Below are 2,300 nucleotides of genomic sequence, written 5' to 3' on the forward strand. Positions count from 1 at the left end.
GGCCGGTGCCCGGCCGTGCACAGGGGCCGGTGAGAGCCATGACGATCTCCCCTTGACTGCCCGGGCAGCCGCCGCGGGCCTAGGTGTCTTCCGCTACTTCTTCGGCGCGAAGGTGGCGGACTTGACGGGGACCTCCACCTTGATCGGGTCGGAGGTCTTGAAGTGCAGCTCGATGGTGACCTTGTCGCCCTCGGCGGGCTTCTTCTTGAGCCCCATGAACATCACGTGGTTGCCGCCGCGCGCCAGTTCCAGCTCACCGTTCGCCGGCACGTCCAGGGAGTTGACCGCCTCCATCTTGCCGCCGACGGTCTTGTGGATCGAGACGTCCTTGGTGAGGTCGCTGGTGACGGAGGTGAGCTGGTCCGCCGTCTCGCCGGAGTTCTTGATGACGAGGAACCCGCCGGCCATGTCCTGGGTGACCGGCTGCGGCATGTACGCGCCGGACACCGACAGCTTGGGGGCGCTGTCGCCGCCGCAGGCGGTGAGGACGAAGCCGGAGGCGAGGGCGAGGGCGGCGGCGCCGGCTATGCGACGGGTGGTGGCGGTGCGGTTCATGGTGCGGTTCACGGGTTCTGTCCCTTGATGATCTTCGGAAGTGCGGAGGTGTAGGTGTCGGCGGTGGCGTCCTGCATGCCCAGCCAGTGGACGCGGTCGTCCTTCGCGGACGCCATCAGCACCTGGGCGCCGTGGGTCGAGACGACATCGCCGTTCTTCTTCTTGACCGGCTTCTCGATGCCGACGTTCACACTGCGCGCACCGGCCTGGATGGTGGAGAAGTCGCCGGTCAGACCGGTGAACTTCTTGTTGATGCCGCCGAGCCACTTCTTGAGCGCGGCAGGGGTGTCCCGCTCCGGGTCGGAGGTGATGAACACGACCCGCAGATCGTCCTGTTCGGCCTGGGGCAGCTGCTTGACCGCCACGGCGATGTTGGCCATGGTCAGCGGGCAGACGTCGGGGCAGTTGGTGTACCCGAAGTAGATCAGGGTCGGGTGGCCCTTGGTCTTCTCCAGCAGGTCGTACTTCTTGCCGTCGGAGTCGGTCAGGACGAGGTCCGGCTTCTCCATCGGGCTGTCGAGTGTGACGACCGGCTTGGACGTGGGGGCGCCCGAGACCACGGCGGCGGGTTTCCCGTCGTCGGGGCCGCAGGCGGTCAGGGTCAGCGCCGCGGACGCCGTCAGAGCGGCCGCGAGCAGAGTCCTTCTACGCATTGCAGATATATCCCATGTGCTATGTCCCGGCGTGGGAGGAGAGGGTTCCGCCGACCGGGAAGGGAGGGCGGGCCGGTGCCGTACGGTACCGGCCCTGGCGTTGATCAGGCGCTGCGACGCCGTCCCGCGAGGATGCCGAAGGCGACCCCGGCGATCCCGACGACGATGCCGGCGGCGCCCAGTACCCGTGCGGTGGTGTCACTGCCGGACTTCTCCGTGGCGTCCGCCGCGGCGCTCGCGGCCTTCGGCGCGCCGTCGCCGCCCGGGGCGGTGAGCTTGAGGACCGGCGCCGGGTTCTCCGGCTCCGGGGCACCGTCCTTCGCGGGCTCGATCCAGCGCACGACCTCCTTGTTGTCGTACGTCTGGAGCGCCTTGAAGACGATCTGCCCGGCGTGCTCGGGCAGCTTGCCCACGGAGACCGGGAACTGCTGGAACTCACCCGGCGCGATCCTGCCGCCGTCCGCGGTCCAAGTGATCTTCGTCGGCGCCTCGTTGATCTTCTCGCCGTGCATCTCCAGCGGCTTGGCGAGCTTGGACCTGGTGACCTCGACCTTCCAGCCCGGCACCGGCTGCGGCATCGCGGACGCCAGCGGGTGGTCGGTCGGCAGGGACACCTCCAGCTTCACCGTGGAGGCGTCGTCCCGTTCGTTGGGGACCTTGAAGTTGATCGTGGCGAAGCCGCCCTGCTCCGCCGTCCCCGGCTGCACACTGACGTGCGCGAACGCGGGCGCGGCGAGCAGCAGCGTCGCGCCCGCGGCGATCCCGGCGGCGGCCGGCAGCCGGCGGGCGAGCCCGCGTACGGTGCGGCGCCCCGCCGGGCGTGAGGCATATGTCCCGTTCATCACGTTGTCCATCGCGAAAGTTCTCCTCTGACAGGAGGGAAAGGGGGTCGGACGCGTGCGGCCGCGCCGCGACAACCCGTACCCGCACCGGCGGGACGTGCTTCGCGTGGCGTCAGGCCGCGAGGACCAGCGCGGGGGGACCCCGCCGGACGACACTGTGCTGGAGCGCGAGATCCTGCGGACCCGTAAGGCCCGCCCCGTACGCGAGAGGGGCGTGCGGGCCACTGCCCCGCGCGGTACCGAGCCCCGC

Annotated in this window: 3 protein-coding genes; all 3 read right to left on the bottom strand. The window is 69.8% G+C overall.

Going from position 1 to position 2,300, the window contains the following annotated elements:
- Nucleotides 1-93: 93 nt before the first annotated feature.
- The 3 genes from AC51EU_RS29675 to AC51EU_RS29685 all read right to left on the bottom strand — a co-directional run bounded on the left by AC51EU_RS29675 (nucleotide 94) and on the right by AC51EU_RS29685 (nucleotide 2,050).
- A complete protein-coding gene (locus tag AC51EU_RS29675; RefSeq protein ID WP_496270187.1) occupies nucleotides 94-555 on the bottom strand; it encodes a copper chaperone PCu(A)C in 462 nt (153 codons plus the stop codon).
- 8 nt (nucleotides 556-563) lie between these two features.
- Nucleotides 564-1,208: an SCO family protein gene (locus AC51EU_RS29680; RefSeq protein WP_496270186.1), complete on the bottom strand. Its 645-nt coding sequence runs from the start codon at nucleotides 1,206-1,208 to the stop codon at nucleotides 564-566.
- 104 nt (nucleotides 1,209-1,312) lie between these two features.
- A complete protein-coding gene (locus tag AC51EU_RS29685) occupies nucleotides 1,313-2,050 on the bottom strand; it encodes a YcnI family copper-binding membrane protein (RefSeq protein ID WP_496270188.1) in 738 nt (245 codons plus the stop codon).
- Nucleotides 2,051-2,300: the final 250 nt, after the last annotated feature.

Source organism: Candidatus Streptomyces philanthi, assembly GCF_059553635.1.